Below are 23,793 nucleotides of genomic sequence, written 5' to 3' on the forward strand. Positions count from 1 at the left end.
CTTTTAACAGAATAATCAAAGGTGCAAGCCTTTTAACCGATAAAAATTATGAAAAAAATATCAGGATACCTGGCCATGATCTGTCTGCTGATGGCAAGCTGGGGGTGCGGAGATTCGTTTCTTGAACTCGCTCCGGTATCGAACCCGAATGCGGAGAATTTCTATAAAACAACTGCTGATTTTGACCTGGCTGCAAACGCTGCCTACAACACGCTTTATACGGTTTACAATCCCGAAGGGGCTGTTTCTTATGCGGGCGAACTGATGGGGGATAATGTAACGATTTATAATATTTCAGGAAACCAGGCGGATAAGTGGCAGTTTCGCGACTACTCGCTGGCCCCGGCCAATACGATGGTTTATCAGTTCTGGCAGGATTTTTACAAATCGTTGTACAGCATTAACATTATTCTTTCCAAAATTGAAGCATCCTCATTAAATGCAGATTACAAAGCAAAAATGCAGGGTGAAATGCTGTTTTTACGTTCGCTTTATTACTATCAAATGGTGCAGATTTGGGGTGATTTGCCTATTGTGACGGCACCGGTTTCGGCCGCAGAAAGTTATAATATTTTACGCTCACCGGCTGCCGATGTGTACGCGCAGATTGTAAAAGATCTTACCGATGCAAAAGCTAAACTTCCGCTGGCGGCATCTGCGGTGGCAGGGCGTGCTTCCAAAGGATCGGCGCAGACGCTACTGGGCAAAGTTTATCTTTCGATGGGAGACAAAACCAATGCTGCAAAGGAGTTGAAGGAGGTATATGACAGCAACCAGTATCAGTTGCTTCCGGCTTATACCTCGCTGTGGGACGCGAAAAACAAGAATACCAAAGAATCGATATTTGAAATTCAGTACCTGGGCGGTTCTGCTATCAATCCTTACAGTAATTATTATCTGGTTTTCTTTCCAAATTCCAATGCGCTCGGTTTTTACGGAGCAGGTATGAACCAGGTTGTGAACGATATCTGGGACGAGTATGAAAAAGGTGATGGCCGCAGAATAGCTTCCATTGACACGGGATACACGGATGCCAAAGGAAACTTTACGGCAGCAAAATTCCCGAAAAAATGGACGGATAAAACGGCACCGCTGATCAATCAATCCATTGCAGCCAACAATAACTTCATCGTGCTGCGTTATGCCGATTTGTTGCTGCTGTTGACGGAGGCTACCGGCGATGTTTCGTACATGAACCAGGTGCGCAAGAGAGTGAGTTTGCCTTTGTACGGCGAAAGCGCTTATCCGACCAAATATTCAACCGTTGAACTTGCCCTGGAACATGAAAGACGTGTGGAACTGGCTTTCGAATTTCACCGCTGGTTTGATTTGAAAAGAACAAACCGTGCCGTGACAGTATTGGCCGCAAAAGGTAAAAAAGTGACGCCTGAGAAACTGGTATTGCCAATTCCGAATATCGTTCGCGATCAGAACAGTAAGATTACACAAAACACAGGTTATTAAATTAATACGGATCCAGATGGTTAACCGCCAGAATTTCTGTTGGTTAACCATCTGATTTATCAAGAAAATAAATATTGTTGTTACACACCTGACATGATTTGGATTAATATTTTTTTCTTTTCGGTGCGTATTTATTTCGCTTCTTTTTCTTATCGGTGATAATTGGATGTAAGACCGATAGGGAAGCAGAAGGAATCGATTGGGGGCCAAAGTATTTTGTGACATTGCTGCCAGAGAATTAAGAATTTAGCGGTCTGCCGCTGCGGAATGAAAAATTAAGGATATGGGTTTTCGGATTTTTGATGTTTTTGCGGTGGGTCTGGTGTTGACTTTTGGAGAAATTCAGGGGCAGGATACCATCAGCTACACGGGCAGTAAGCTGGTGAATGTAGATTATCACCATGGGCAGTTAAGTCCCGCCATAGGTGTCCATAACATCCAGACCTTACGCGTTAATCGTGATAACAAGGAAACGGGTTTTGGCTGGACTTATAACCATGCGCCCATGCTTGCTTATTGGAATAATACATTTTACCTGAATTATCTGAGCAATCCGGTAGGGGAACACGTGCCACCCGGGCAAACGTTATTACAGACCTCCGCTGACGGCAACGCCTGGTCGAAACCACAGATCATTTTCCCCCCATATATAATTCCGGACGGAACTACAAAAAAGGATTATCCTGGTGTGGCAAAAGATTTACTGGCTGTGATGCATCAGCGTATGGGTTTTTTTGTTTCGGAAAATAATAAACTGCTGACACTGGGTTATTATGGAATTGCGCTGGATGCGAAGGATGACCCGAACGATGGAAATGGAATTGGCCGTGTGGTCCGTGAAATACATAAGGACGGAACTTTAGGGCCGATTTATTTTATCAGGCACAATGCTTCCTGGAAGCAAAAATCTGAATATCCTTTGTATAATACGAGTAAAGACAAAGGCTTTGTGGAGGCGTGCAATGAGTTGTTGTCAAACAGGCTGATGACCCAGCAATGGGTTGAAGAAGCGGATCGTAACGACGCAATTGTTTCGTTAAAAGGAGAATACAAGGCATTTAGTTATTATCATTTGCCGGATGGCAGGGTCGTGGGACTTTGGAAAAATGCTTTGACAAGTATCAGCAAAGACGATGGCAAAACCTGGCTTTATCCGCCAAAAAGAGCGCCCCGGTTTGTAAACAGCAACGCAAAAATATGGGGACAAAAGACGGCTGACGGCAAGTATGTTACGGTTTATAATCCCTCGGAGTTTCGGTGGCCGCTCGCCTTATCGGTAAGTGATGATGGTTTGCACTACAAAAATTTGCTGTTGGTAAACGGAGAAATTACGTCCATGCGCTACGGGGGGAACTACAAATCGTATGGTCCCCAATACGTGAGAGGCATTGAGGAAGGCAATGGGGTGCCGACCGATGGTAAGCTTTGGCTGACTTATAGCATGAATAAGGAAGATATCTGGGTGTCATCTGTTCCGCTTCCAATAACAGAAAGAGCAGATCAGCAAGCGAATGATGTTTTCGATAAAATGGTGTCCGGGAGAGAACTGGATTCGTGGAATATTTATAGTCCTGTCTGGTCGCCGGTTAAAGTTGCTAAATCAACAAACGGAGAAAAAGTACTCTCCCTCAGTGATTCCGATCTTTTTGATTATGCGAAGGCGGAACGTATTATTCCGGCAACAAAAAAACTTATCGCCGAATTTTCGGTAACACCACAGCAGGTCAAAAACGGTTTGCTGGATATTGAATTTCAGGACGCGAAAGGAACACCGGGCATTCGTCTTTCTTTTGACTCGACCGGGGTTTTCCGAACGAAGGCCGGATACAGGAATAAGACTTTGTTAAAGTATGAGGCCAATCAGGAATATAAAATAGCAGTAAAGCTAAACACAGAAACCCGGCTTTATACGGTTACCGTTAATGGAAAAAATACGGGCAATAACATTCTTTTTGCCCCGCTTGAAAGTGTGGAGCGAATTACTTTTAGGACAGGTGAGGTGCGCCGTTTTCCTAATGCCGACACACCAACCGACCAGATGTATGATTTGTTAAACACCGAGAAAAGGGCGGAAAAAGCAGAGTATCACATCAGATCATTAAAAACAAGCAGTTTTTGAGTTATCGATAAGGAGCACCGGCTTATGGTATCAAATGATTTCAAACTGGATTTTAGCAACAAGTGACTATGAATTATTATAAATCGAAAATGATACTGGCGGCTTTTGTTTGCGCTTTTTTTGCCAGTCAAGAGAGCAACGGACAAAGCCGGAGTTTGGTGAATACTTCCAAAAGTTCTTTCGCGAAACTTTCCGGAACGGATTTGGATGCGGTGCAATGGACGCAGGGTTTTTGGGCCGACCGGTTTAAAGTTTGTAAAGAAATGATGGTGCCTGACCTTTGGAAAACCTACACGGATCCGGAGCTGAGCCATTCATTCAGGAACTTTGAAATTGCTGCCGGTTTGGAAGAAGGAAAGTTTAAGGGCCCGTCTTTCCATGATGGGGATTTTTATAAAACTTTCGAAGCTGTGGCCAGTATGTATGCCGTAACAAAGGATAAAAAATTGGATGAGTTGATGGATCACGCGATCGCCGTGATTGCGAAAGCCCAGCGCGAAGATGGCTACATTTATACCAAAGCCATTATCGAGCAAAAGCAGAAGGGTGACAGCAAAATGTTTGAGGACCGGCTGAGTTTTGAAGCCTATAACTTTGGGCACTTGATGACGGCTGCCTGCGTGCATTACCGCGCGACAGGCAAAACGTCACTGCTGGATGTTGCCAAAAAATCTGCTGATTTTCTGATTGGTTTTTATAAAAATGCCTCCGATGAGCAGGCCCGAAATGCCATTTGTCCTTCGCATTACATGGGACTCTCCGAGCTTTACAGAACGACAAACGAGCAAAAATATCTGACACTTGTAAAGCATTTGATCGCGATAAAAGGCGCTACCGAAGGGACTGATGATAATCAGGACCGGATCCCGTTTTTGAAACAGACCAAGGTTATGGGGCATGCTGTGCGGGCAAATTATCTGTTTGCCGGTGTGGCTGACGTGTATGCAGAAACCGGTGATCCGGCGCTTCTGGCACAGCTGAATGTGATGTGGGATGATGTTACAGAGCGTAAAATGTATGTGACAGGGGGCTGTGGTTCTTTGTATGACGGAGTCTCGCCGGATGGAACTTCGTACAAAACCAACGATGTACAGAAAATCCATCAGGCTTATGGCCGGGATTTTCAGTTGCCGAATTTTACTGCGCACAATGAAACCTGCGCCAATATCGGTAACGTGCTTTGGAACTGGCGTATGCTGCAAATTACCGGCGAAGCAAAGTATGCGGATATTGTAGAGTTGGCTCTGTATAACAGCGTGTTATCTGGAATTAGTTTGAGCGGGAATAAGTTTTTGTATACCAATCCATTGAGTTATTCCGACGCTTTGCCATTCGCGCAGCGCTGGTCGAAGGATCGCCAGCATTACATCGGCCTTTCGAACTGCTGTCCACCGAATACCGTTCGGACCGTTTCCGAGGTAAGCCAATATGCTTATAGCGTATCGGATAAAGGACTGTATTTTAATTTATATGGCGGAAATAATCTGCATACCACGCTTAAAAATGGCTCTCACCTGAAACTGTCTCAAACGACCGATTATCCCTGGGATGGCAAGGTAAGTATCAAACTGGAAGAGGCTCCGAAGGAAGCATTTTCGGTATTTTTAAGAATACCGGGCTGGTGTAGCGATGCAAAAGTGTTGGTAAATGGCAAACCACAATCTATAAAGCTCACATCCGGAGCATATGCCGAGATTAACAGTATTTGGAAAGCAGGGGATAAAATTGAACTGCTCATGCCAATGCCGGTTCGTCTGATCGAGTCTAATCCATTGGTGGAAGAAACCCGGAATCAGGTGGCCGTAAAACGCGGTCCGGTCGTTTACTGCCTTGAATCGATGGATCTGCCAAAAGGGAAAACGATTTTTGATGTTGCCATTCATGCAAAGAATAACCTCAAACCATCCCGCATGACGATTGAAAACAGTCCTATCATCGGGTTGGAAGGCCAGGCTATTTTGGTGGATAATTCAAATTGGAGCAAAAAATTGTATCGTGAAGTATCCGTGGAAGCGTCAAAGACCATTCCGGTTAGATTGGTCCCGTATTATGCCTGGGGCAACCGCGGACATAATGATATGTCGGTTTGGCTGCCCCTGGTTAGATAAAACTCAGGCGTTGTCCAGTAAAAAGCCAGGATCGATATCCAGCTTTTTATAAACCGCTTTGAGAAAAGAAACATCCGGTTCACGTTTGCCGCTGAGAATTTGGGAAAGCTTCGGTTTTCCCAAACCAAGCATATCGGCCAATGCCGCCTGGGTAAGTTTGAGCTGGAAGCGTTTTAGCTCGACCATCTCAAGGATGGACTTTGGCATTGGAAGGGGATAGTGGGTGTCTTCAAATGCTTCCGCCGCCTCAGCCATATTTCTTAGTTTTTGAACTTCCACTGGTGAAAGATTACCTTCTCCCTTGTTCATCAGGGTAAGTATTTCTTTCATCGCATGATTATAGTCCGCTTCATGCTGGTAAATAATTTTATCGTTTTCCATAACTTAACTTTTAAACTTAATTATTGAAGCATCAATTTTATCGTATTCCGAATGATTGCCAAGAAATACGATGTAGACCGTACGGATATCAAAATGAATCACCGCTACCAGCCTGTAATTGTTGCCTTTGATATTAAAAACAAAACGGTCATTGCCAACGGCATCTACCGAGTTGAACGTTTTTTTGACATCCTGAAATTTAGACCATTCCACCGCTTTTGTTAATCTATACCATTGTAGCAAAGCGTCAGTCGCCCGCGGTTCGCTGGTTATAAATTCATTGATTATTGTCTTGGAAAGTATAACCATGGTGATAGTGTGTTGATGCATATAAAATTATGAAATTGTTTCTAAAAATAAAATTATGTTTCAAAAAATGAAATATTATGTTGAATTTTAAAATAAGTCGTTTATTCTTTATTTTACTTTTTTTCATAGCTTACGGCAAGAGCTCAATAGCCCAGCAAACCTTCCAGCCCAACTGGCCTTCTCTTGAAAAACATAACGAGGTGCCTGAATGGATACGCGATGCGAAATTCGGGATTTACTGTCATTGGGGTGTATATGCAGTACCGGCCTACAACAACGAACACTACATTCAGCACATGCACAACGACAGTCCTGACTATTCAAAGTTGGGGACCTACAAACGCCACCTTGCGCTTTACGGGCCGTTGGAGAAGTTTGATTACCACGATTTTATTCCCATGTTCAAAGGTGAAAAGTTTAATGCCGATGAATGGGCTGATCTGTTTGTAAAAGGCGGCGCGCGTTTTGCCGGGCCGGTGGCGGAGCATCACGACGGATTTGCCATGTGGGACAGCAAGTTAACGCCTTTCAATGCGAAAGCTATGGGGCCCAAACGTGATGTGGTTGGTGAACTGGAAAAATCCATTCGCGGACGCGGGATGAAATTTTTTACATCGCTGCATCACGAGCTGAATTATACCAACGTAAAAATGAAGCCGGGCTGGGCCGGAACTGATCCGAAATATGCCAAATTGTATGGGTCTACCATGAAGAAGGAGGAGTGGGATCAGATGTGGATGGATAAATGTAATGAGCTGATTGACAAATATCACCCCGACATTATTTACCATGATGCCTGGCTTGAACAGGTGCCAACGAAAAATATCCAGACCTATCTTGCCCATTATTTCAACGAGGCAGAGAAGAGAAAACAGGACGTCATTGTCACTTATAAAGGCGAAGACCTTCCTGCCGGGGTAGGAATGGAAGATCACGAAAATTCAAATCCTGATAAGATTATCGCAAAGCCCTGGCTGTGTGATTATTCGATCGGGACCGGGTTGTCGTATTCGTGGGGATATACCGAGGGAATGGAAATCCGTCCGGCGAAGGAGATCATTCACACGCTGATTGAGGTTGTCAGTAAAAACGGACAGATGCTGCTTAATCTTTCGCCAAAAGCCGATGGAACATTTCCTGATGATCAAAAAGAAGTAGTTTATAAGGTAGGCCGCTGGATGTGGTCTTTTGGGGAATCGCTTTATGAGACGCGTCCATTCATCGTTTTCGGAGAAACGACACAGTCCAATCATAGGGTTTATTATACGCAAAAAGGAAAAACGGTTTATGCTGTTTTTCTGGAATGGCCCGGTGACAATATCTCCCTGCATTTAAGAGAACTGACGAAGAAAAATCTCAACGGGAGTGTAAAATCTGTTAGCCTGCTTGGCTTGAAAAACCTCGTCAAATGTGAAAATCAGCTTACCGAAAGTGGTTTGAAGTTTACCATTCCTGCCAAAACCAGAATTCCATCCGATATCGCTTATGTATTTAAAATTGAAACGGAATAAATGGTTGCTGCTCGCTTTTTGGGTTTTAAGTCAAACCGTCTATGGACAGAATACTCCCAAAATAGCTAGATGGAAAGAGGCGGCCTTTGAATTCATTGGTGCGAATTTCGGAACATATAAAACGGCGGATCTTGGCCATGCTTTTACCGGGCAAAAAAACTGTATTGTGTGCGTTGCACCTGAACTGGGCGGAGGCCCATTGCTTCCCAATCCATACAAAAGTCAAAAAGTGGTGGGATATTATGCGCACACCGCTGGGAATAATTCCGGAGGGGAACAATGAATATACCATTGTTTATGTCGCCATTGATAAATCAAAGCGGTTCCATCCCATGGGCATGGTGAAAGTCAAGCTTAATACGGATGTGCTGGATACGCGGAGGAAGGAGTTGAAATAACCTCTTATTGTTAAAAATATAACTACGGAAATGGCAAAGTTCTTGTTGAGTACATTGTTGCTAATTTTGGGATTAACAACGTTAACGGTTGCGGAAAATGCTGCAACAATTACAATAGTCGTCCCCAAAATCAAAAATCCAAGAATGCTTTTCGGTGCGGAAAACCTCAGACAAGCCCTCGAAAAGGCAGGTTATCAATCCGTTATTAAAACAAATTCGGGAAAGTCTGATCTGGAAACGGTCATAACACTTGGCGTGTTTGATGATGTTGATTTGATTAAAAAGGCTGATGCACTGAAAATCGACCTGAATAAGAAAACCGGGAAGGAAGGTTTTAGTATTTTTTCGAAGGGTAAAAATATACTGATTTCGGGCGCTGATCCGTCGGGTGTTTTATATGGCTGTCTGGAAGTGGCCGGACAGGTAAAAAAACTTGGTAAGTTACCCGCGAGTTTGTCTGTAACGGATCAGCCTGAAATGGTTTTACGTGGAGCCTGCATTGGTATTCAGAAACCGTATTATCTCCCCGGTCGGACGGTTTACGAATATCCTTACACGCCTGAAAATTTCCCCTGGTTTTATGACAAAAACCTCTGGGTCAAATATCTGGATATGCTGGTGGAGAACCGGATGAATTCACTGTATTTATGGAATGGCCACCCGTTTGCTTCGCTGGTCAAGCTGAAAGATTATCCCTATGCACTGGAAGTGGATGAAGAAACTTTTCGAAAAAATGAGGAAATGTTTAGTTTTCTCACCACTGAGGCCGACAAGCGAGGGATCTGGGTTATTCAAATGTTTTACAACATCATTGTTTCAAAGCCCTTCGCGGAAAAACACAATATCAAAACACAGGATCGTAAGCGTCCGATCACCCCGCTGATTGCCGATTATACAAGAAAATCCATTGCGGCTTTTGTGGAAAAGTATCCAAACGTAGGATTGTTGATCACCCTGGGAGAAGCCATGGAAGGAGATGATACCGATGTGGAGTGGTTTACAAAAACAATTCTCCCGGGTGTGAAAGACGGCCTGACAGCTTTGGGTACGACCAACCAGCCGCCCGTTGTATTGCGTGGCCATGATACGAATCCGCAATTGGTTATGAAGGCTTCGTTACCGCTTTATAAAAATTTGTATACCATGAATAAGTACAACGGGGAAGCACTGACGACCTACCAACCCCGTGGTCCCTGGGCGCAAATGCACCGTGAGATGAGTGAGCTGGGATCAACGCATATCGATAATGTCCATATTCTGGCCAATCTGGAACCATTCCGTTATGGCTCGGCGGACTTTATCCAGAAAAGTGTTCAGGCGATGCATGACCTGCATGGAGCCAATGGGTTGCATTTATATCCGGAGGCTTCCTACTGGGACTGGCCGTATTCGGCCGATAACGTGAAACCGCGCCAGATGCAGATTGATCGGGATTGGGTTTGGTACAAAGCATGGGCAAGATATGCCTGGAACTGCCGACGGGACAGGCAGGATGAGATTAAATACTGGACTGAGCAACTGGGAAATGATTTTGACTGCGGCGATCATGGAAAAAATATTCTTGAAGCGTACGAGCAGGCCGGTGAAATCGCGCCAAAGCTTCTTCGTCGTTTTGGAATAACCAATGGCAACCGTCAAACCCTGACGCTGGGGATGACGATGAGCCAGCTTATCAATCCATACAAATACCGGGTGTGGCCCGAACTGTATAATTCAGACGGTCCGGAAGGTGAAAAACTGGTTGATTTTGTAGAGAAAGAGTGGAAGGGTGAAAAACATGTTGGTGAAACACCCGTGCAAATTATTGATGAAGTGGTAAAACATGGTCAGCTTTCCGTCGAGGCAATCGAGAAAGCCGCTCCTTATATCCGAACAAACAAAGCAGAATTTGATCGTGTCAAAAATGACATGTATTGCAATCAGGCGCTGGGTGATTTCTTTTCGGAGAAGGTAAAAGCTGCCGCTTTGGTATTGCGTTACAAATATTCAAAGGATGTTAATGACCTGGAAAAAGCGCTGCCACATCTTGAAAAAAGCGTGGCCTTTTATGAAAAACTGGCCGGGTTAACGAAGGATACTTATTTGTACGCCAATAGTATGCAAACGGCTCAAAGGCGCGTGCCGGTAGGAGGGGACGATGGCAGGAATAAAACATGGGTCGAGCTTCTACCGTTTTATCAGCAGGAACTTACCAGTTTCAGGAAAAACATCGCTTTGTTGAAAAGTGGAAAAGCCCTGGATGTTTCACCGGATTTGTCATTCAAACCCGCGGAGATAACCTTTTCAGACAAGACGTTATCCTTTTATCCGCTGGAAAAAGGCCAGAAAATATTTGCCGATCGTTCCACAACGATAAGCGAACTGCCCGATGCATTGAATGCGTTGAAGGGCATTCAGTTGAAATCGGAGAACCAGCAAAATAACCAGACCATTATTCAATTTAAAAACGAAAAACCGGTAAAGGTTTTGGTGGGTTACTTTCAAAGCAAGGAGAAAGGGTTTTTGGTGCCCCCAAATCTGGAAACGGATGCAAGCGCCAATGATTTCGGACAGGCTGAAGTACGGATAGCAAACGCAATAAAACTATCTGATTTACCGGAATTGAGTATCCATACCTATGCGTTCAAAGCGGGAGAAAACAAGCTGGTGCTCGGTAAAGGTAACGTGCTGATTCTAGGCTTTATAAGTGGTAGTCAGGAAGTTGATGGTTTAAGAAAGGGTAAATATGATCAAGAGATCGATCGGTTGTTTGAGGGACTTGACTGACGGTATGAATAATTGAATGCTGGTATGGGGAGTGGATGTGTAACATTCGGATGCTACGGGGTTAAACTACGGTTTTGAAGCCGATGTGAAAAGGTTAAGATTTGCTATGGACGTGAGCTTGAATTTCAATAAGACTAAGAGCGATTTTGAGAAAGAAGGGATGTGACAGGTTACAGTCCGGTGCTGGGAATTGAGATTAACCGGAATTTTAAGTTTCTCGACGCTGCGGACGAAAAAGTCTTTTTGTTTTATAAGTGTAAACTCTCCGTTAATCCTTCCGATTTGATCAAAAATTATGGCGGAACTCAGAGTAATTTGAGATTGGCGGTTGGTTTTGATGTTTCCCGTGCAAGAAAAAGAATGATTCGTAAATAGCTCCGTTGTGGAGATTCTTACAACTCCCGCAACCAAATATTTCTGAAACCAACCCGGCTGTTGTGTTCTTGCAATCTTAGCGGTAATTTGTCGGCATGGAATTCATATTTTGGGTATCCCTGGTATACCATGGGTCCTTTTATTTCGGCATGATTCAGGATCAATACGTTGTTGTGAAAAACGGTGAGGTAGGCCGGTGTTTTTAAGGTCTTGTCCGGGTTAAAAACGGGGGCATCAAAAACGATGTCAAAAGCCTGCCAGGTCTGGGGTTTTGACGAGGCGTTCACCAGGGGAATTTGCTGTTTGTAAATACTTCCCGCCTGTCCGTTGTAATAAATACGGGTTTCATAATTGTAGGACTCGTAAATCTGCAACTCGTACAAACCCATCAAAAACACCCCGCTATTACCCCGGTTGTTGCTTTTGTCTTCTTTGGGATTGGGTGTTTTCCACTCGATATGCAACTGAATACTCCCGAATTTTTCTTTCGTTTCAATGTCGGTCGTTTTTGGGACGATGGTGAGTTCGTTATCCGTGGCGCTCCATTTTACGGCTTCACCATTGGGGTGTTGCCATTTGACAAGATCATTTTTGTCCCGGTATAAAACAATCGCATCTGAGGGAGGTAAACCATACGTGGCAGGTGTGACAACCGGCGGTTTGACTGACCAGTCTTCCGTGGCAGAGGCGGGTGGAAGTGGCTGTTCGGTAGTCGATTGGGCGAAGGATAATGTACCAAAAAGAATAACTGACAATATCGTCTGAGCACCAATGGTTTTTAGCATGTTATAACAATTTAAAATCGGCTGATGTGCAAAGCAATGGAATATTGATTTCTCCTTACTTAACGCGTAGTATCCCTTTCATCACAAATGAATGGCCAGGAAAACTGCATAAAAATGGATATTCTCCGACTTTGGGAGCCGTGAAATAAATGGTCTGCGAAGTTTCCGGCTGAATCAGGCAGGTGTGAAAAAGCACGGCGTCAGTCTCTGGAATATAACCGGCGTTTGTGCCGTTTAGTCCCATATCCATGGCCAGTTTTCCAACTTCGTCACCTTTTCCCGGCGATGTAATGACCAGATTGTGCAGCATGTCGTCATTGTTGTTAAAGACCAGTTTTACTTTCGCACCGGGTTTCACTTCAATCAATTCTGAGTCAAATTTAAGTCCGGGTTTTGTGGCCATCGTAATGGTTATATCTGCACCGGTTTTCCAGTCAGCAGGTTGCTCGTGAACTGATTTTGATGGATTATCTCCGCAACCCGCAATGGTAGCGGCCATTTTTCCATGGTCCATGGCATGGTGTTCATGATTGCTGCCCTCAGGAAAAGAGTTGATGGTATAATAAGCCAGCGGATGCAAAACAGGTTCTCCTTCGGTCGAAGCCAGATTTTCAATTTTCAGTTCATGAATATACCCGACTCTTAACCCACTGACAGCGAGTTTAACCTTCAATCCATCCAGAGATATTTCCGCTTTTCTTACGAGGCAGTTGCCCGAATTGATAATCGGGCTCCCGTATTTTTTATGATAACTGTATGTAAAACCCGTCATTTTGTATTTGGAAACATCGGCGGCAACGGTTTTATCGACCGACTTGGTAAATTCAAGCTCAAAACCTTCCGTCGTAATACGCATGGCTTTTATTTCCATCGGTAATTTTTTATCCCATATAAGTCGTTGTAATCCATAAAGCTCTTTTCCGGTGGAAGCCCAGCCGCGACTTGTCATACCAACGAATAACGAATGATCACTTCCCCAGGCCATCCTCAGAATGCCGGACGAAAAACCTTCGCGGAAAGGAAAACAGGCGCCCTGGTACTGCCCGTTTACTTTTTCTAAAAAGGCCCTCATGATTTTGCTGTGTCCCTGATCTCCCACGAGTAATTGCCCCTGGAATGGCCCAAACTGATCTGAATTTATCGCTAAAATGGCAGAGGTTGAAATGCCCATCACGGTATGCGGAAACCAGACGGAGGGTAATTTGAAATTCGGTTTGCCCTGGGCGTAATCGTACATAAGGCCAACAGAATCGGGGAAGGAGGCGCGTTTGAGTTCAATGGGTGAGCCGGGTTCTGCCGACCATCGAAGTCCTGCGGGGTGTCCGGCAAAATCTCCCTGATTTAAATGGGTTATTCTGCCTGACCCTATCCAGTCGCCCTGGTTTTCGGCAAAGAAAATATCGCCGTCACTGTTTAATCCAAATGCAGCCGGTGAGCGCATCCCGGTAGCGAAAGGGGTCATTTTTCCATCTTCTGTGATTTTCAGCATCCAGCCACGCCATTTGGTGATGCTTTCGCCGCGACCAACCCACGAAAGATTTAAGGTTACTAACATATCGCCATTCGGCAAAATAAGCGGGCCGTAGGAGTATTCATGGTAATTCCCGGAGATTGGCCAGGAGTATACTGTGTGAAACGAATCAGCCAAACCGTCGTGATCCGTGTCGGTGATCCGGGTTAGTTCAGAGCGTTGCGTTGTGTAAAAAGCCCCTTTTTTGTAAGCCAGCCATAGTGGTTCATGAAGTCCGGATGCGAACAGTGAATACTTTGGTTGTTTGTTTTTCTTTTGATAGGGATCGTCAATAAGCCAGATTTCACCGCGCCGGGTAGCCACACCCAGTTTATCGTCGTCGGTGAATGCCAGACCGCCCACTTCAAGTTTGACGCTGTCAGGAATGCGGACAGAAGTGAGCTTATAGTAATTGTTTTCAGTAGAAGTAATGTCCGTTTGAGCCGAGCTATTTGCTGGTAAAAAGAAAAAGCATAATACTGCAATCCTGTAAAAATACAATGTTAGTTTCTCGGGTAAAATTGAGAAGTGACGTGAGGTTTTGTGCGCGGGAGAAGTCAGGACTGGGCGTGCCGGTTTCCAAAACTTGACTTCTCTATTTGCTCTCCTGCCTGCCTTTTCCAATATTTCAACAATTCTAAATTTAAACATCACCATATAATATCATACTTAATCGTAACAGGTTCTTTTCCGGGTCTAATAGTGGCGATAAGTTTATCTCCCTCTTTGTTGTGAATTATTTTTATCTCCAAGTTGCTGGCATTCAGATTTGTGAGATAATAATTTTTATCATCCACGGCATATCCGCCATCGCCAAGTTTTTCAATTACTTTTCCTTCTGCCAGCAGACCGTAGGTTGTTGCAGACGGATTGGAGATTTTTAATGCTCTCGTTAAACCGGTTTTACTTTCATTCGGGTAGGAGAAGTCTTCGATGGATGTATCGTTAATTGCGTAATAAAAAACGGGTAATCCGTCTTTATTTAACCGGTAACCACGATTTTGATAAACACCTTCCGGAGCCTGAACTGAGTCTGGCCAGCTTGTTTTTTCATGGTTCGATACCGATAAAAATGGCTTTCCTGGTAATTCCAGTTTTGCCCCCAGCGGAATTTCAAGCTGTTTTTCCCCGCGTTCCGTCCACATGTTGGAAACGTCAATAAATTTGCTGTGCCACGCCGCCGTGAGGTTGTATTTCTTCATATCGAAGGCATAGTTAAATCCCGTTGAAGAATCAATTCCCGGAATTCCGACTGCGGCGATGTATGGATTGACAGCTCCGTTTTGTAACATGAAACCTCTTTGTAAAGCAGGTTTTTTATTCAGTTTATATTCCAGCGGTTCAAATTGCTCGCCATGGCGCACCGAAGCAGCTGTGGTTAGTGACTGCCATGGAATCTGCGGCCCTTCATATTGCAACACGAGGCATTCGTCCGAATTGGAATAAACAATTTTAAATGGATACTTTCCTTTTTTTAAGGTCTGTTTTGCATAAAGGGCCTTTTCAAAATCCCGGGACCCGCGGTTGTTGATCAACAGACGGTTGTCGATAAACAGCCAGGCGCCACCACCCGCGGTTAATTTGAACAAATATTCTCCGTCCGTCGGAATTTCAGCCAGCCCCTCAAAAACCAGCTGGGATTTGCGGTCGCCAACCCGATGTGAAAGGGTGTCGGTAACGCCGGTACGCTTGGGTTTCAAAGATTGAAGTGTGTCGACTGTCTTGTGTAATCCGTTGTAAACCTTGAATTGGATCGCAGAAAGTTTGACAATCTCCTTTTTGTAAGTTTTATAACTGATATTTCGTATCGCGAACGGAGAATTTCCTCCCCGGATTAAAATGGCCCCCAGCGCTTTTTCGTCCTTCAACCTGCTGTTTTCTGACAGGGTTATTTCTGATGGAGTTTTAACCTGTTGCCCGTTGATAATAACCTCTTTCAGTCGCGCATTGCTTGTTTTTTTGCCATGGGCATCAAATTCGGGTGCTTTGAACCGGATGCTGACATGTTGCCACAATCCCGGTGCCTTGATGGCATTGTTGCCGTTTTTAAACCATTCATCTGTAATGGTAACCTGATATCTTTCCTGAAAAAGAATGCTGAAAGTGGCCGATTTTGACAATAAAAAATCCAGATTCAGGTCAATATCACCATGAGTGAGCTCCGTTTTTAGTGTTTTGTTTCCATTTGCTTTGGGCAGATAAACAAGAATTCCTTTTCCTGTTTTTATTTCCAGATCCTTTGCTTTTGTCCGGTCGCCGAAAACGTTGCCCGCAATTTTCCATTGCGCTGATATGTTTGCCTCAAACGCGCTTAAATCAAGCAAAATGAGGGGAGTGGGTTTTAGGGAAGAATTAGGCGTGATGTCCTGGCCCTTCGCATTTTCGGTAAACGAAAGAATAAGGATAATCAGATAACAGAGAAGTGAAGGTTTAAACCGCATCATAGGAAAGTAAACAGACTTCGGATAGATAGTAATAACAATACAATGATATTATTTAATTTTTAATTATTATTTTTTATTTTCTTTTATTTTCTAAAATTTGCTTTTGTTAATTAAAATTGATCTATTTGTATCGTTGAACGGAATATTTTTGATGTGACATACTTAGTTAATTGTTTTCCCTTTATTTTTAGGTAAAAAACAAAAAGACTACAAACCATATATAAAGATGCTCGCAAATCAACGAAGAGATAAAATACTGGAATTGTTAAAAGAAGATGGTTCGGCGAAAGTTATTGATCTGGCCAGATTGTTTAAAGTGACAGAAGTGACCATTCGCCAGGATCTGGATAAGCTGGAAAAGGATGGGCTGGTCATAAAGGAGCACGGCGGTGCATTTCTAAAGAATGTTGAAGATCAGGTCCGGAATTTTTCACTGGCAAATCAGGAGAATCTCGACAAGAAAGAACTGATTGCTATCAAGAGTCTCGAATTTATCGAAAACGGAGACACGATTATTCTGGACTCGGGGTCGACAACCACTGAAATTGCCAAGAAGCTGAGAGGCAGCAACCGCCACTTGACCGTGATTACCAATGCATTGAACATTGCTCTGCTGTTGGGAGCGGAAACGGGCATTGAGGTGATTATGACAGGGGGAGAATTCAAGCCGCCGACATTATCATTAACCGGACAAAAGGCTGCTGATTTTTTCAAAGGTCTGAATGTTCAGAAATTGTTCCTGGCAACGGCCGGGTTGTCGTTGAAATCCGGTCTGACGTATCCGAGTATCAGCGATCTGGTTGTTAAAAAGGCCATGATCGATGCGGCAGACACGACTTACCTCGTGGCGGATTCGACCAAAGTTGGAAAAAGTGCTTTTGCAAGTCTGGGTGCGTTATCGCTGATTGATTATATCATCACGGATGCCGGCGTTGAAGAAAAACATAAACAGCTTTTCAGTGATAATGAGATAGAACTGATTATCGCAGAATAGCAACATATTCAAAGTAACTATTGAACTAAGGCCGATAGTGTAGGCTTGAAGCCAATTGCTAAAACGACATGAGCGAAAAAGGGAGTTTAGGTGTAATTATTGGTAACCGCGATTTTTTTCCTGACAGACTGGTGGCAGATGCCCGGGTGGAAATTATCGAGTTGTTTAAGAAACTGAATATTAAGCCGATATTACTGGATACGAATGATACCAAACTGGGCGGTGTGGAATCGTTTCAGGATGCACAGAAATGTGCCGCGCTATTCCGTCAGCATCGGGATGAAATCATGGGCGTACTGGTTGTCCTGCCGAATTTTGGCGACGAAAGAGGTATTGCCGAAACGCTTAAACTGGCGGAATTAAACGTGCCGGTTTTGGTACAGGGTTATCCGGATGATCTGGATAAGCTGGATGTGGCCCGGCGTCGCGATTCGTGGTGTGGCAAGATCTCTGCCTGCAATAACCTCTATCAGTTTGGAATAAAATATACGCTGACGACAAAACACGTGGTACATCCGACGGATCCCGTTTTTATCGCGGACCTGTTGAATTTTGTTGGTGTTTGTCGCGTGACAAAGGGGCTTCGGAAAGTGCGGATCGGGGCAATCGGTGCGCGTCCGGGCGGATTTAACACGGTACGTTACAGTGAGAAAATTTTGCAGCGAAACGGCATTTCGGTGGTGACGGTAGACCTTTCTGAAATCTTGGGTCATGCAAATAAATTGACAAAACACGATGTCAGCGTGCAACAGCGGATTCAGAAAATCAGGGATTATGCGCCAACGGGTCGGACACCTGATGAGGCGTTAATCCAGATGGCAAAGCTCGATGTAGCATTAACTGATTTTGTTCAATTACATGCCCTGGATGCAACCGCAATACAATGCTGGACATCGGTGCAGCAGAATTATGGCTGCAATGTTTGTACGAGCATGAGTATTATGAGTGAAAATATGTTGCCAAGTGGCTGTGAAGTGGACGTGACCGGGACGCTGAGCATGTATGCGTTACAGCTTGCATCGGGCTCCCCAAGTGCCTTGGTTGACTGGAATAATAATTACGCCAACGACGATAATAAATGCGTACTTTTTCACTGCGGAAACTGGGCGAAGTCATTTTTGCCAGATATTGAAATCAGTACCGCACCCATATTGGGAACTTCGGTAGGAGAGGAAAATACCTATGGCGCGTTATCGGGACGTACCCCGGCATCACCCCTGACTTTCGGACGGATCAGTACAGATGACCCCAAGGGCATTATGAAGGCCTACATCGGCGAAGGCAGACTGACAGATGACGCGTTGAAAACTTTTGGTAACCGGGCCGTGGCAGAAATTCCTAATCTACAGGGTTTAATGCAGTACATATGCCGAAACGGATTCGAACACCATGTGGTGATGAACGCTTCAAAAACAGCCGGAGTATTGAAAGAAGCATTTGAAAATTATATGGGCTGGGAAGTTCAGTATTTCAACGAACCAGCCGAACAGCCAACAAAAAACGGATACGCCTCAACCCAGGAACTGACATCCCAATACTAAACGAAAAAAAACCAACGGGCAGACATATCTTAGCCCAGGGTACAACCCTGGGGAATGGTTATAGCGGGCGATACACGGGAAAAGGGCATCGCCATAATAACCCGAAAATTCAGACGGAATAAAATTCAACAAACGATGTCAGAACAGGAATTGGCACACAAATCGGTGGACTACCGGAAAAAAATTCTCAAATATATTTTCCAGGCCAATGCCGGACACACCGGGGGCAGTCTGTCGTGTATTGATATTTTGAATGTACTTTACAATCATGTGTTAAATGTTGATGCCGCCGATTTTGCCTCTCCCGATCGGGATCGTTACATTCAAAGCAAAGGACACACGGTGGAAGCTTTATATGTAGTACTCGCTTCCAAAGGCTTTTTTCCTGAATCTGACCTTGAAACATTATGCAGATATAAATCACATTACATCGGCCATCCGACCCGAAAAGTTCATGGGGTGGAACAAAATACCGGCGCTTTGGGGCACGGTTTATCCCTTAGCGTTGGCACAGCCATTGCCGGAAAACTGGATAAAAAAGACTACCGCGTTTTCACATTACTAGGCGACGGCGAACTGCCGGAAGGTTCCAACTGGGAGGCGGCACTTTCTGCCTCGCATTACAAACTGGACAACCTTTGTGCGATTCTGGATAAGAATAACTTACAGATCACAGGGGCCACGGCGGACGTTTGCAATACGGATCCTGTCGACAAAAAGTTTGAAGCTTTTGGCTGGGAAGTGCGTCATGTGGACGGGCATGATCTAAAACAATTGAAAGAAACCTTTGACGCTATCCCATTTGTGAAGGGGAAACCAAGCCTAGTGATCGCCCATACGGTGAAGGGAAAAGGCGTAAGTTATATGGAAAATCAGCTCAAATGGCACCACGGTGTTCCTACACAGCAGCAATATGCGGACGCGCTGGAAGAGCTTGATTTACTGGATGGAAATATTTAAAAAGACCTGTTGCCTAAGGTATAATGTCAACAATAAACCGTATTCAACGTGGACGCAACCATTGAGAACATAGTTGTAAGTAACAGAGCCAATCTGGAAGTTTTTTCAGGAACACTTCAGACATTAGCACAAAATGACCGCGATATCATCGTCGTGACGAGTGATTCCCGAGGATCGGGAAAACTGGTGCCTTTTGGTCAAAAATTTCCTGATCAAATCGTTGAAGTTGGTATTGCGGAGCAAAATCTGGTTGGTGTTGCGGCCGGGCTGGCTTCTGCCGGGAAAAAAGTATTCGCGGTTTCTCCGGCCTGTTTTCTTACAGCCCGCGCACTCGAGCAAATAAAAAACGACGTGGCTTATTCAAACAATGCCGTAAAACTGATCGGTATCAGTGCCGGTGTAAGCTATGGTGCGCTGGGTTCCACGCATCACAGTCTCCATGATTTTGCCGTGCTTCGGACGATAAATAATCTCATGATCATAGCGCCCGCCGACAATTTCGAAACAGAGCAAGCGATAAGACTGGCTGCCGAAACCGATCTTCCTGTTTATTTAAGGTTTGGAAAAAAAACAATGCCGCTGCTTTCCACGGAGGAAACAACTTTTGAATTCGGGAAAGGACGCACGATTAAGGAAGGTAAAGATCTGGTACTGATAGCGACCGGAGAAACGGTATGGCCTACTTTACAGGCCGCGGAAAAACTGGAACGGGAGTCGGGCATTGAAGCAACGGTGATTAGTATGCATACCATCAAACCCCTTGATTATGATCTGATCGGCCGTGTTGCTGCCAGTGGTAAGCCCATCATTACGGTTGAAGAACATAGCATTTATGGCGGTCTGGGTGAAGCCTGTGCGTCGTTTTTACTAGAAAACAATTATCGTAACAAGTTTAAAATAATCGGAGTGCCTGACGAATACACCGTTACGGGCTCACAGCAGGAAATCTTCGATCATTACGGGATTTCAGTGGAAGGAATAACTGCCGCCGCGCTGAAAATGGGTAAGGGTTAACGTAGAAACTTTCAGTCACATTATTTGTCAACACCGAATTCTGATACCATGAAATTAGTGAAGATTCTTATTGTATTTGCAGCAAATCTGATCTGCCTCTTTTGTCAGGCCCAGGAAATTGTTGCGAAGAAAAGGGTGCTGGTTTTGACAGACATTGAAAATGAACCCGATGATACACAGTCGCTGATCCGTTTTTTGACGTATTCCAATCAGTGGGATGTGGAAGGGCTGGTGGCTACTACTTCTGTTCATCAGAAAAATAAAATCGCGGTTAGCAAAATCAAGGAAATTGTAACGGCTTATGGAAAGGTCAGGCAGAATCTTTTGCTGCATGAAAAAGGATATCCCGAAACGGAGTATCTGCTGGGTATAACCAAGGCGAGTTATCCCGAGTTTGGCATGAACGCCGTGGGAAAAGGGAAGGATTCTGAAGGTTCGGACTGGATAATTTCGGTTGTTGATAAAAAGGATGAGCGTCCTGTCTGGATTCCTGTCTGGGGCGGAGCCAATTGCCTGGCGCAGGCGTTGTGGAAGGTGAGCATGACGCGTTCTTCGGAAGACCTTAAAAAATTCATTTCAAAAATCCGGGTTTACAGCATTTCTGATCAGGATGATACCGGCCCCTGGATCCGGAAAAGTTTTCCTGATTTGTTTTTTGTAGCAAGTCCGGGGTACCATGCCGCCGGTGCTTATCATTATGCGACCTGGTCGGGAATAAGCGGCGATAAATTTCATGGACGTTTTTCCGGAGGTGACTTTGAAATCGTCGATAACCCATGGCTGGACGAAAATGTGCGTAATCACGGGCCCCTGGGTGCGGAATATCCTTTTACCAAGTTTCTTATGGAAGGCGATACTCCCTCGTTTTTGGGTTTGATTAACAATGGAATAAATGACCCCGAAAAACCAAACTACGGTGGCTGGGGCGGACGGTACGAATACTATACACCACGCACGCAAAAATGGTTTTATGAAGCGGAAACCCGCCCGATCTGGACGGACGCCGTTGATGAAGTTTTAGGCAAGGATGGCAGTTATCATACCGGGAACAAACCGACGATCTGGCGCTGGCGCCCTGCTTTTCAAAATGATTTTGCAGCCCGGATGGACTGGACAATCAAAGGATACAAAGAAGCCAACCATCCGCCTGTTGCTGTTTTAAAACATAGTAATTTTTTGACGGCCAAAAGCGGCGAAAAAATCAATCTGAGCGGGGAGGGTTCGAAAGATCCTGACGGAAATACACTGTCCTATCAATGGATGCATTATGCCGAACCGGGCAGTTATCCCTACAAAGAACCTTTGGTAATCGCTGATCTGAACGCGATAAGTACCACGCTGGTTGCTCCGAAAGTCACAAAACCGGAAACGATTCATATTATTTTGTCAGTAACGGATAACGGAACACCGGCGCTGACCCGGTATCAGCGGGTTATTGTCACTGTTATTCCTGAATAGTTTGTTGATTTTTAGTTAGGTAACAACCAGGCATACCCACGAAAGCAATCATTAAATTTTTCTGAATGAGATTTACCTGCAAATATTGGATAGCGTTGAGCCTTGTCTTTTTCGGGTTTGCATTAATCCGTTGTAAAACAAGACAAAGCGCAGATGAGCCAAAGAAGATGGCCATTGTAGTATCAACACTGAATAATCCGTGGTTCGTTTTTCTGGCGGAAAGAGCTGCTGCCAAAGCGAAGGAACTCGATTATGAATCGAAAATTTTTGATTCCCAGAATAATACTTCCTTGGAAACGGACCATTTTGAAAATGCGATTTCATCCGGTTATGATGCGATCCTTTTTAATCCGACGGACGCTGATGGTTCTGTTGTCAATGTCAAAAATGCGACGGCAGCCGGCATTCCGGTCTTTTGTATGGACAGGGAAATTAATTCCAATGAGGCCGCGACTTCCCAGATATTATCCGATAGTTATTCGGGCTGTGTAACCATCGCGAAATATTTTGTAGAAACTTTAAATAAGAAGGGTAAATATGTTGAGTTGCTGGGTTTAGTGGGCGACAACAATACCTGGAACCGGTCGAAGGGCTTTCATAGTGTGGTGGACCACTATCCGGGACTAAAAATGGTGGCACAGCAAAGTGCTGATTTCGACCGGAATAAGGCAATGGAAGTGCTGGAGTCGATCTTACAGGCCAATCCGGATATCGACGCTGTCTTTTGTGGGAACGATGCCATGGCCATGGGCGCATATCAGGCGCTGGTAGCTTCCGGGAAGGCGGATAAAGTAAAAGTGTTCGGTTTTGACGGTGCAGAAGATGTGGTGAAATCCATTCAGGATGGTAAAATTAAGGCGACCGGTATGCAGTTTCCCGAGGTGATGGCGCAAACGGCTGCAACCATGGCTGATCAGTATTTCAAGGGAAAAAGAGATTTTCCAAAAAAGATGCCGGTGGCCGTGGAAATGGTTAAGAAAGACAACGTTGAAAACTACGCAGCTTACGGTAAAAAGTAATGAAAAAGATCATAAAATATACCGGCTCTGTTTTACTGGTGGCAGTGGTGGCGTACAATTCGGTTTATTTCAAAAAACTCGATGAGGTAAAAGCCGGTGCGACTTCCTTTGATGCTGCAAAATATGCAGAAAAATTTTGGACTGAAAAGTTGACGCCGCATGTAGCGAAGGCCATCGAAATCGGTCAGCTTTTAACACTGCTGCAAACGGATAAAAACAAGGCATTTGCGGATCATGCGCATGCATTGGGTATTGGCAATGTCAAATATTTCCTTGTAAAGGGCAGCGGGATCGTTAAGTCGGTCGAGGAAAATCAGGTTATGGTGAAGATAGAATCGGAGCGTGAAAAACCGGAGGTGGCTATTGCAACGGAATATGTTTTTGGCAACGCGGTTCGTGATGCGTCCGGCGAGATTGATATCAACGCTTTTACCAATTCCATGGATTTCAATAATGTGTCGGGTGAGCTGAATAAAATTATTCGTGAGAAAGTGATTCCGCCATTCCGTTCCAAAGTAAAAACAGGGGACAAGGTAACCTTCTCCGGTGCTATTGAACTCAATAAGGAACATTTGAGCACAAGGTCTATTGAAATTATTCCCATCGATTTGAAAATAGTAAACGAATAAACGGTCGT

Annotated in this window: 18 protein-coding genes; 13 read left to right on the forward strand and 5 right to left on the reverse strand. The window is 44.5% G+C overall.

All coding sequences use genetic code 11. From position 1 onward, the window contains the following. Positions 1 to 48 precede the first annotated feature (48 nt). The 3 genes from RB622_RS12035 to RB622_RS12045 all read left to right on the forward strand — a co-directional run bounded on the left by RB622_RS12035 (position 49) and on the right by RB622_RS12045 (position 5,691). Positions 49 to 1,464 (forward strand): RagB/SusD family nutrient uptake outer membrane protein, encoded by a 1,416-nt coding sequence (locus tag RB622_RS12035; RefSeq protein ID WP_308046797.1) that lies wholly within the window; start codon positions 49 to 51, stop codon positions 1,462 to 1,464. Between the two features lie 283 nt (positions 1,465 to 1,747). Next, a complete protein-coding gene (locus RB622_RS12040; RefSeq protein ID WP_308046798.1) occupies positions 1,748 to 3,583 on the forward strand; it encodes an exo-alpha-sialidase in 1,836 nt (611 codons plus the stop codon). Positions 3,584 to 3,651: 68 nt separating this feature from the next. Further along, on the forward strand, positions 3,652 to 5,691 hold the full coding sequence (locus RB622_RS12045; RefSeq protein WP_308046799.1) for a glycoside hydrolase family 127 protein: 2,040 nt from the start codon (positions 3,652 to 3,654) through the stop codon (positions 5,689 to 5,691). 3 nt (positions 5,692 to 5,694) lie between these two features. Here the strand turns inward: RB622_RS12045 and RB622_RS12050 are convergent, their stop codons facing one another. Together RB622_RS12050 and RB622_RS12055 are read right to left on the reverse strand one after the other, a co-directional pair. After that, entirely contained in the window at positions 5,695 to 6,072 is a 378-nt protein-coding gene (locus RB622_RS12050) for a helix-turn-helix domain-containing protein (RefSeq protein ID WP_308046800.1), read from the reverse strand. Positions 6,073 to 6,075: 3 nt separating this feature from the next. Further along, entirely contained in the window at positions 6,076 to 6,381 is a 306-nt protein-coding gene (locus RB622_RS12055; protein WP_308046801.1) for a type II toxin-antitoxin system HigB family toxin, read from the reverse strand. Positions 6,382 to 6,458: 77 nt separating this feature from the next. On the opposite strand from RB622_RS12055, the gene RB622_RS12060 reads away from it, so the two are divergent. The 3 genes from RB622_RS12060 (at position 6,459) to RB622_RS12070 (ending at position 11,056) form a co-directional block, all read left to right on the forward strand. Then, positions 6,459 to 7,892, forward strand: coding sequence for an alpha-L-fucosidase (locus tag RB622_RS12060; RefSeq protein ID WP_308046802.1), 1,434 nt, complete (start codon positions 6,459 to 6,461; stop codon positions 7,890 to 7,892). Between the two features lie 137 nt (positions 7,893 to 8,029). Continuing rightward, positions 8,030 to 8,290, forward strand: coding sequence for a hypothetical protein (locus tag RB622_RS12065; RefSeq protein ID WP_308046803.1), 261 nt, complete (start codon positions 8,030 to 8,032; stop codon positions 8,288 to 8,290). A 30-nt stretch (positions 8,291 to 8,320) separates the two neighbouring features. Continuing rightward, positions 8,321 to 11,056 (forward strand): hypothetical protein, encoded by a 2,736-nt coding sequence (locus tag RB622_RS12070; RefSeq protein WP_308046804.1) that lies wholly within the window; start codon positions 8,321 to 8,323, stop codon positions 11,054 to 11,056. A 392-nt stretch (positions 11,057 to 11,448) separates the two neighbouring features. Here RB622_RS12070 and RB622_RS12075 read toward each other — a convergent pair whose 3' ends face one another. The 3 genes from RB622_RS12075 to RB622_RS12085 are packed head-to-tail and all read right to left on the reverse strand — an operon-like array spanning position 11,449 to position 16,170. After that, positions 11,449 to 12,216, reverse strand: a complete 768-nt coding sequence (locus tag RB622_RS12075) for a DUF1080 domain-containing protein (protein WP_308046805.1) — start codon at positions 12,214 to 12,216, stop codon at positions 11,449 to 11,451. Positions 12,217 to 12,271: 55 nt separating this feature from the next. Continuing rightward, entirely contained in the window at positions 12,272 to 14,377 is a 2,106-nt protein-coding gene (locus RB622_RS12080) for a plastocyanin/azurin family copper-binding protein (RefSeq protein ID WP_308046806.1), read from the reverse strand. After that, positions 14,377 to 16,170: a PA14 domain-containing protein gene (locus RB622_RS12085; RefSeq protein WP_308046807.1), complete on the reverse strand. Its 1,794-nt coding sequence runs from the start codon at positions 16,168 to 16,170 to the stop codon at positions 14,377 to 14,379. The genes RB622_RS12080 and RB622_RS12085 overlap by 1 nt, the downstream gene beginning before the upstream one ends. A gap of 226 nt (positions 16,171 to 16,396) precedes the next feature. Between RB622_RS12085 and RB622_RS12090 the strand changes: the two genes are divergently transcribed. The 7 genes from RB622_RS12090 to RB622_RS12120 all read left to right on the forward strand — a co-directional run bounded on the left by RB622_RS12090 (position 16,397) and on the right by RB622_RS12120 (position 23,785). Then, positions 16,397 to 17,164 (forward strand): DeoR/GlpR family DNA-binding transcription regulator, encoded by a 768-nt coding sequence (locus RB622_RS12090; protein WP_308046808.1) that lies wholly within the window; start codon positions 16,397 to 16,399, stop codon positions 17,162 to 17,164. A gap of 68 nt (positions 17,165 to 17,232) precedes the next feature. After that, positions 17,233 to 18,705, forward strand: coding sequence for an L-fucose/L-arabinose isomerase family protein (locus tag RB622_RS12095; RefSeq protein WP_308046809.1), 1,473 nt, complete (start codon positions 17,233 to 17,235; stop codon positions 18,703 to 18,705). Between the two features lie 135 nt (positions 18,706 to 18,840). Further along, positions 18,841 to 19,665 carry a transketolase gene (locus RB622_RS12100; RefSeq protein WP_308046810.1) on the forward strand — a complete coding sequence of 275 codons (825 nt, stop codon included), beginning with the start codon at positions 18,841 to 18,843 and terminating at the stop codon, positions 19,663 to 19,665. A gap of 48 nt (positions 19,666 to 19,713) precedes the next feature. After that, positions 19,714 to 20,679, forward strand: coding sequence for a transketolase C-terminal domain-containing protein (locus RB622_RS12105; protein ID WP_308046811.1), 966 nt, complete (start codon positions 19,714 to 19,716; stop codon positions 20,677 to 20,679). Between the two features lie 48 nt (positions 20,680 to 20,727). After that, complete coding sequence (locus RB622_RS12110; RefSeq protein ID WP_308046812.1) at positions 20,728 to 22,137, forward strand: nucleoside hydrolase-like domain-containing protein; 1,410 nt, start codon at positions 20,728 to 20,730, stop codon at positions 22,135 to 22,137. Positions 22,138 to 22,202: 65 nt separating this feature from the next. Continuing rightward, positions 22,203 to 23,156: a D-ribose ABC transporter substrate-binding protein gene (locus RB622_RS12115; protein ID WP_308046813.1), complete on the forward strand. Its 954-nt coding sequence runs from the start codon at positions 22,203 to 22,205 to the stop codon at positions 23,154 to 23,156. Next, the gene (locus RB622_RS12120) at positions 23,156 to 23,785 is read left to right on the forward strand and encodes a DUF2291 domain-containing protein (RefSeq protein ID WP_308046814.1); all 630 of its coding nucleotides are present in this window, start codon (positions 23,156 to 23,158) and stop codon (positions 23,783 to 23,785) included. The genes RB622_RS12115 and RB622_RS12120 overlap by 1 nt, the downstream gene beginning before the upstream one ends. The last annotated feature ends 8 nt before the right edge of the window (positions 23,786 to 23,793 follow it).

The sequence above is a fragment of the Dyadobacter sp. LHD-138 genome (genome assembly GCF_030929615.1).
Lineage (GTDB): Bacteria > Bacteroidota > Bacteroidia > Cytophagales > Spirosomataceae > Dyadobacter.